The 7,028-nt window shown below is 34.6% G+C and carries 7 protein-coding genes and 1 other annotated feature (1 of these 8 only partly in view); of the genes, 6 read left to right on the top strand and 1 reads right to left on the bottom strand.

The window, feature by feature from the left end:
- The first annotated feature begins 109 nt into the window (after window positions 1-109).
- Complete coding sequence (locus tag GHT08_RS18185; RefSeq protein WP_163582839.1) at window positions 110-886, top strand: alpha/beta fold hydrolase; 777 nt, start codon at window positions 110-112, stop codon at window positions 884-886.
- 196 nt (window positions 887-1,082) lie between these two features.
- On the top strand, window positions 1,083-1,280 hold the full coding sequence (locus tag GHT08_RS18180) for a hypothetical protein (RefSeq protein WP_163582834.1): 198 nt from the start codon (window positions 1,083-1,085) through the stop codon (window positions 1,278-1,280).
- A 233-nt stretch (window positions 1,281-1,513) separates the two neighbouring features.
- On the opposite strand, the gene GHT08_RS18175 is transcribed toward GHT08_RS18180, so the two are convergent.
- Window positions 1,514-2,428, bottom strand: coding sequence for a DMT family transporter (locus GHT08_RS18175; RefSeq protein WP_163582833.1), 915 nt, complete (start codon window positions 2,426-2,428; stop codon window positions 1,514-1,516).
- Window positions 2,429-2,569: 141 nt separating this feature from the next.
- Here GHT08_RS18175 and GHT08_RS18170 point away from each other — a divergent pair, with 141 nt between their 5' ends.
- The 4 genes from GHT08_RS18170 to GHT08_RS18160 all read left to right on the top strand — a co-directional run bounded on the left by GHT08_RS18170 (window position 2,570) and on the right by GHT08_RS18160 (window position 6,494).
- Entirely contained in the window at window positions 2,570-3,979 is a 1,410-nt protein-coding gene (locus GHT08_RS18170) for an aminotransferase-like domain-containing protein (RefSeq protein WP_163582832.1), read from the top strand.
- Between the two features lie 43 nt (window positions 3,980-4,022).
- On the top strand, window positions 4,023-4,091 hold the full coding sequence (locus GHT08_RS22495; protein WP_337747762.1) for a putative holin-like toxin: 69 nt from the start codon (window positions 4,023-4,025) through the stop codon (window positions 4,089-4,091).
- 505 nt (window positions 4,092-4,596) lie between these two features.
- Entirely contained in the window at window positions 4,597-5,115 is a 519-nt protein-coding gene (locus GHT08_RS18165) for a TetR/AcrR family transcriptional regulator (protein ID WP_163582831.1), read from the top strand.
- Between the two features lie 428 nt (window positions 5,116-5,543).
- Window positions 5,544-6,494: an SDR family oxidoreductase gene (locus GHT08_RS18160; protein ID WP_163582830.1), complete on the top strand. Its 951-nt coding sequence runs from the start codon at window positions 5,544-5,546 to the stop codon at window positions 6,492-6,494.
- Window positions 6,495-6,893: 399 nt separating this feature from the next.
- Window positions 6,894-7,028: a binding site (T-box leader), on the top strand; it runs 134 nt beyond the window's last position.

The following is a 7,028-nucleotide window of genomic DNA, read 5'->3' as shown; positions in this document are numbered from 1 at the left end:
AGGGTGGTAAGTGGTGGGAGTAGTTCACAGTAATGAACGCTACAAGCGAAAAGAATTACGAGTTTTGAAGGATACATACAAAATTAATCAAAATAAAGAGTTGAAAGGCTTGGGTCTAAGTTGTCAAGAGCATGGAGATAAGGATGCACCATTGATAGTGTTTTTACATGGGGGCGGGGTAAGTAGTTGGATGTGGGATAAACAAATTGAATATTTTCGTAATTATCATTGCATTACAATAGATTTACCTGAACAAGGAGCAAGTGAAGATACAGATAAATTTTCCATTCTATTAAGTGCAGAAAAAGTAAATGAGTTAATTGAAAAAATAGCAAATGGTAAAAATATAACTATTGTTGGCTTTTCTTTAGGTGCACAAGTAACTATTCAAATGTTGAGTCTTAATTCCAATTTAGCTGACTATGCGATTATTAACAGTGCATTAGTAAGACCAAATTCACTCTTGAAAACAATGATAAGACCGTCGATAAAATTATCTTTCCCCTTAGTAAAAAACAAATCATTCTCAAAACTCCAAGCGAAAACACTCTATATCGGTGAGGAATATTTTGATACATACTACAAAGAAAGTTCTCAAATGAAGTCGGATACACTTATTAGAATATTAGAAGAAAATATGTCATTTAAAATACCCGAAAGCTTCAAAAAGGCTAAAGCTAATATATTGGTTACTGTTGGAGAAAAAGAAAAAGCAGTAATGAAAAAATCAGCGATAGATTTAGTTGCAAATAATTCTAATTGCACTGGGATTATGATTCCTAAAGTTGGACATGGAATCAGTTTATTAAAACCTATTTTCTTTAATCAATTGATAGAAAACTGGATACAAGAAGGTACTTTACCTGAAGACGTAACAACCATTTAGAAAAATGTTATGAAAGTAACGGATGGCTTATCTGGAACTGGGCAGATCAGTGTAACAATGGTGGGCTTTCAAATGGAGGAGTCCATCTTTTTTTGTGGTAAAAAATGGAATATGGTGTTAATATTTAATCAAGTTGTTCTTTAATTAAGGTGGTGTAAAGTGAAGAAGAATGATAATTCTTATAGGAGGAGTAATTATGCTTTCTAAAAAAAGGATAGGGATCATTATAACTATTATAGGTGCGGTTATTATTATGGTCAGAGCTTTATTTCTACGTTCCACTGAATACGCACTAATATTACAAATAATAGGGATTGTTTTATTTTTCGGAGGTGGATTACTTATCCCTGACTATAAAGATAATAATAAACAGAAAGAAAGTAATCATTCATAATGCTTATTAATTTATTTTTACTAAATATCTAGACGCTAACGAAGTAGTTTACTTGAACAAAAATGTCTTTTATTTAGGTAGGGGAGGTAATTGTGGTAAATGTAAGTGAACTTCCTGTAAATGAAACGGAGAGAGAGATTCTGAGGCAAGTAACATATGAAGAAATCAGGAAATATTAGTAGACAGAAATGCCAGATTCTGTGAAATTCAAGCATTTCTGTCAGTCTTTCGTTTCATAATACACGATTAACAAATTTAGTAGAGGTCGGTTGAATATTCTGTTTTTTAATATTTGACAAAAAGACTCCAACCAACGTGATAAGTCCGCCAATTATTGCATATATAGTTGGAAGTTCCCCAAGCCAGATCCATGCAATTAGAAAAGCAAAAACAGGGGTTAAGTAAAGAGAACTTGTTGCTTCTGATGCTCCTGTTCTTGAGGTAATATACGCTAGAGTAAAATAAGGAATGATTGTTGGGAAAATTCCTAGGTAAACTATCACTAGCGTTGTATCAATGGGAGCATGAATGATTGCCTCTCCTAGCCCTGGTGAAAAAATAAACATGAAAATGGTACCTGCCCAAATCGTGTACATCGTAAAGGCAACAAAACCATATTCTTTTAGAAAGGCATTTTGGAAAACAAAATAAATACTTTCTGAAAGGGAAGCTATTAAAACGAGGATAACTCCTGCATTAAATGAAAAATTTTCAGCTGATCCACCTAATGAGATAAATCCTACACCACAAAAACGTATCAGGGAACCTATCCAACCCCAAAGTCCAAATTTCTCCCGAAAAAATAGTAAAGCTAGTAGGGCTGTAAATAAAGGCGTTGTTGAAACCAATAAACTAGCAACCCCAGAACTAACCGTCTGTTCTCCAAAATTCAGTGCAGTTTGATAGACAGAGAACCCTAAGAAACCAAGTAATAGAATAATTGGTATATCTTTTGGTTTTGGTAAACGAATTCTTTGGATTACTGCCACAAGAATAAGTACTAATGATGCGACCAATAACCGCAAAAGAGATACATGTTCAGGTGAATAAGCAGTCAGTGCAGCTTTTATCCCAGGAAATGCTGATGCCCATAAAATAATTGTAATCGAATGAGCAAAAGTAAGTTTTAAATCTAAAGATCTTATCATAAATACACCTCATTTTATGTTTTCATTCAACCAGTGAAATCTGATGATTCCCATCTTAATATGGCTTTGATAAAATGTCTTCAACAGGTTAAATAGAAAAAAACCAACCAGTTTGAACTTGGTTAGGAAAAAGGAGTACATATGAAAAAGCCTAAATACCAATTGATTGTAGATTTCATAAAAGATAAAATCTCCAAGGGGGAGTGGGCAATAGGTAGTCGGATACCCAGTCAACGTCATCTGGCAAAAATGTTTGATGTCAATCGAAGCACAGTCATAACAGCACTGGAAGAACTAATGGCAGACGGATTGATAGAAGGAAAAGCAGGAAAGGGGACTGTCATCATCAATAACACTTGGACTTTAATGGGAAACCAATCCTCAACCAATTGGAATAAAAACGTCCCTTTAGGTAGTCATAAACCAAGTGTTTCAACGGTACAGGAGATCAATGAGGCTGAATCCAATAATAATCTGATTCAGTTAAGTAAAGGAGAATTGTCACCAGAGATGTTCCCTTTAAAAGAAATGCAGTCCATTGTACAAAAGGTTTCGAATCAAATGACACCCTTTGGCTATGAAGAACCAAAAGGAAATATAAAGTTACGCCAAGCAATTAGTGATTATCTGAAAATAAGAGGAATGGACGTATCTCCATCATCCATTCTTGTGGTTTCAGGTGCGCTGCAGGCATTACATCTTATATCAATAGGACTTCTGCAAAAAGGATCAACTGTATTTTTAGAAGTGCCATCTTACCTTTACTCGTTGACGGTTTTCCAATCTGTGGGTATGGAGTTAAAAGGATTACCAATGGACAGTGAGGGTATTATAGTTGATTCAATTTATCAACCAAAGGAAAATGGAAAGAGTATTTTATATACCATTCCAACCTTTCATAATCCAACTGGTATCTTAATGCAGGAGAAAAGACGAAAGAAATTAATAGAATATTGCGTTAGGGAACAACTTCCCATTATAGAAGATGATGTGTATCGGGATTTATGGATTGACAATCCACCACCAGAACCATTGAAAGTAAGTGATCATCACGGGAATGTATTATATCTTGGAAGTTTATCAAAAACATTAAGTCCTGGTCTACGAATTGGCTGGGTAGTTGGCTCAGAATCAGTAATCGACCGACTTGCTGATTTAAAAATGCAATCGGATTATGGAACAAGTACGTTGTCTCAACTAGTTGCAACGGAGTGGTTATCTAGTGGATTATATGATCAGCATCTTGAAACAGTAAGGGAACAACTTAAAGTTCGGAGAGGAACAGCTGTAGAAGCTCTGGACAAATATTTAAGTTCTTATGCTACTTGGGATGTTCCAACAGGCGGTTTCTTTATTTGGATTAAAATAAAGTCGACGTTTAAAGTGAAAAGGCTATTTGATAAAGCATTATCCAAAGGTCTCCTTCTTAATCCGGGTAGTATTTATGCGGAACCATCAGGACAGTTTATACGGCTATCCTTTGGGTTTGCTTCGTTAGCTGAAATTGAAAAAGGCATATTTCAATTATGTCAAATCATTAAAAATCAATAAAGACATGGATTACTTATGTCTTTATTTTTAATACTATTTTCTCCTGTTTAGTTTCGGTACCTTCTTGATTGCATTACTCACATTGATTATCTCTTTGATCAATAAAAAATAGACCTCCCTATTAACCGTCTAAAGTAGTAGGAGAGGTCTAACACCTTCAATAGCCGATCACTCTGGGGAACCGTTTATCCATAACCCGTAGTGACCGCTACGGGTTATTATTGGAAGGGATCAGACCCCAGCAATAACATGTGTTCATTCAAGATCATATTTTACCCGGTAAAAAATGCTTGCCTTATAGTTAACTCTAAGGGTTAGAATTGACTCAAATAAATTAAAAAAGAATAAAAATACACATCCATTCTTCCGTTAAGGGGAGCAATTTTGGAATGGGATTAATACCAAATACTTAAAGAACTAATCAAAAAAAGAGGTGAAGGTTTTGGGTCTAAGTTATCAAGAGCATGGAGATAAGGATGTACCATTGATAGTGTTTTTACATGGGGTGGAGTAAGATTCCGTAAACACCTGTCCCCTTGTTTTTTCCCACTTGACCTTATATTTGCAGTTGATTATAATGTAATTGATCAATAAATAACTATTAGTGGGTGTTTGTCATGGTTAGGTCTAGTAAAGAAAGTCGCAAAGAGGAAATTCTTGAAGCTGGATTAGAAGTATTTGCAAAAAGAGGTTACTATAATACAACTACCGCACATATTGCAGAAAAGGCCGGCATATCACAGCCTTATGTCTTTCGATTTTTTAAAACAAAGGAAGAATTGTTTATCGCAGCTTTAGACAGAGCATTTGAAAGGATTTTGGATACTTTTAAAAATGTAGATGCTGGTCCGGAACAACTTGTTGAAGAAATGATCGCTGCATATGAAGAGCTTTCCGAATTATATCCTAATGAAATTGCGTTACAGGTGATTGGAATATCCGTAACAGAAGACGCTATACGCAATGCAACGCAAAGAGGTTTGTCGAGTATTCAAAAATATACCGTAGATCGATTTAATAGAGCAGGGATCAAGAATGTGGAAAGAGAAGTTACTACATTTTTAGCGAGAGGGATATTATGTAATATTTCTTATTTCATAGATCTCCCTGAGCTTATGATGGAAAAAAATAAATAATCTAGTTTAGTTGATTATTTATTTTTTTAATTAATATTTATTGATCAATCACTAAACAATGGAGGGAGGTGATAATGTGAGATTAGCCAAAATGGACTATGTTTCAATTGGGATAATTGTCGTTTGTATCGTTAGTTGGTTGGATTAAAAAAATGATTATCTATGTTATAGGGAGGTGTTACAGATGAATAAAAGTAATAAAAAGAATTCTATTTCCCCATTGTCGATTGTATTGGGTATTATAGCCATTGTGGTCGTATTGTTCACATTTTGGGATTAAGGAAAAATTGTTAGTTAGGTGTATAACCGTAATGTTTCGTATGTATTAATGGAAATGAAATACAAAATGTATCAATCAACGTAGCTAACATGTCTTTTTTTTGAATAGATTTGTTATTGATCAATCACTAACTAAAAGGGTGTTGTAAATGAAAACAGCTATTGTATTAGGAGCAACTGGCGGATCAGGCCAGGTAATTGTTTCGGAGTTATTGAGCAGAGGAATTAAAGTTATTGCTTTCGGACGCTCTCAAAGTAAATTGGATGCATTAATGGTGGAACATGATCATAACCCAAAATTAACATACAAATTGGGAGATATATTTGATTACCAGACGATTATAGATGCGGCCAAAGACGTGGAAGTCATTTTTCAATGTGCTAATGTAAAGTATCAAGAGATGAAAGATAAACTCCTATTACTTGGAGAAAGTGTGATGAAAGCAGCAGATATTCTAGGGAAGAAGATCGTTATTGTAGATGGAATTTATGTATATGGACATCAGGTTGCAAAGGGAGATGAAAGTCATCCACACCAACCACATACAAAAAAAGGTAAAATTAGAGTAGAATTCGAGCAATTGATATTCAGTTCCAAATGGAAAAGAGCGAAAGCATTAATTGTCCGGTTGCCGGATTATTATGGTCCTACATCGCAAAATTCTTATCTGCAGCCTACTTTAGAAGGAATGGCAGCTAATAAAATCTCTATTTTTATTGGAAACCTGAAAACACCTCGGGAATACGTTTATTTGCCAGATGCCGCTGAGATGATTGTCAATATAGCTGAGCAAGATGATTCTTATGGGGAAAACTGGAATATACCAGGAGCAGGAGTGATTTCTGGTAAAGAAATTATCAAAATTGCTCGTCAAGTAACAGGAAATCGAAAGCCGATCATTCCACTGACTAAAAATGCTATTCGCTTTATTGGCTTGTTCGACGTATTTATGAGAGAAATTGTTGAAATTATGTACCTCACTAAAGAAGGATTTATTTTGAATGGCGAAAAATATGAAAAACGAATAGGCCCTATTCCAAAAACATCTTTTAAAAAAGGGCTCCAAGAAACATTAACACGATTGATCCATATAGATTAATTACTCTGTGCTTGCATCAGAATGTAATAAGTATCACAGGGAGCGAGAGACTCTCTGCATGAAAAATTGTTTATACAGAGGGTCAACCTCCTTTATCAACTTTAGGATAAGTAAATGAGTTGGAAATCACCTTGAAAGAAGGGTTAAATAATTTCATTGAGAAGTTCCATATAAGGGCGCATTTATGGAAAAAAAGGTTGTGTTTTTATTATTGCTGATGGTCCGATTGTTTAACAAGAACAAAAGAAGGAGCCTGTCTTTTGTCTTTACCCGTAATGATGGTGGAAAGTGATTAGGCACTATTTATTAAATCCAATAAAGCAAAAAATCATTTCAAAAATATTCTTCCATCACTAGCCCGTTTTGAATTAGTTTGCTATAATGAGCATAATAAAAATTGGAAATGCGTTGATAAGAAATAGTACTTGCTAACTTGTTTTTAGAAAGTTGCTGGTTGATGGAAAGCAATAACAGGGAAGCAGGGAACTCGTCTTAGAGCAGACTTAGTGAAACCTAAACGATGTAGAGATTAGC

Origin of the sequence: Gracilibacillus saliphilus (assembly GCF_010994085.1) — a bacterium.
In the GTDB taxonomy this organism is placed as follows: domain Bacteria; phylum Bacillota; class Bacilli; order Bacillales; family Amphibacillaceae; genus Gracilibacillus; species Gracilibacillus lacisalsi.
The sequence above is the reverse complement of the archived record's forward strand: the minus strand, read 5'-3'. Positions and strand labels throughout refer to the sequence as shown.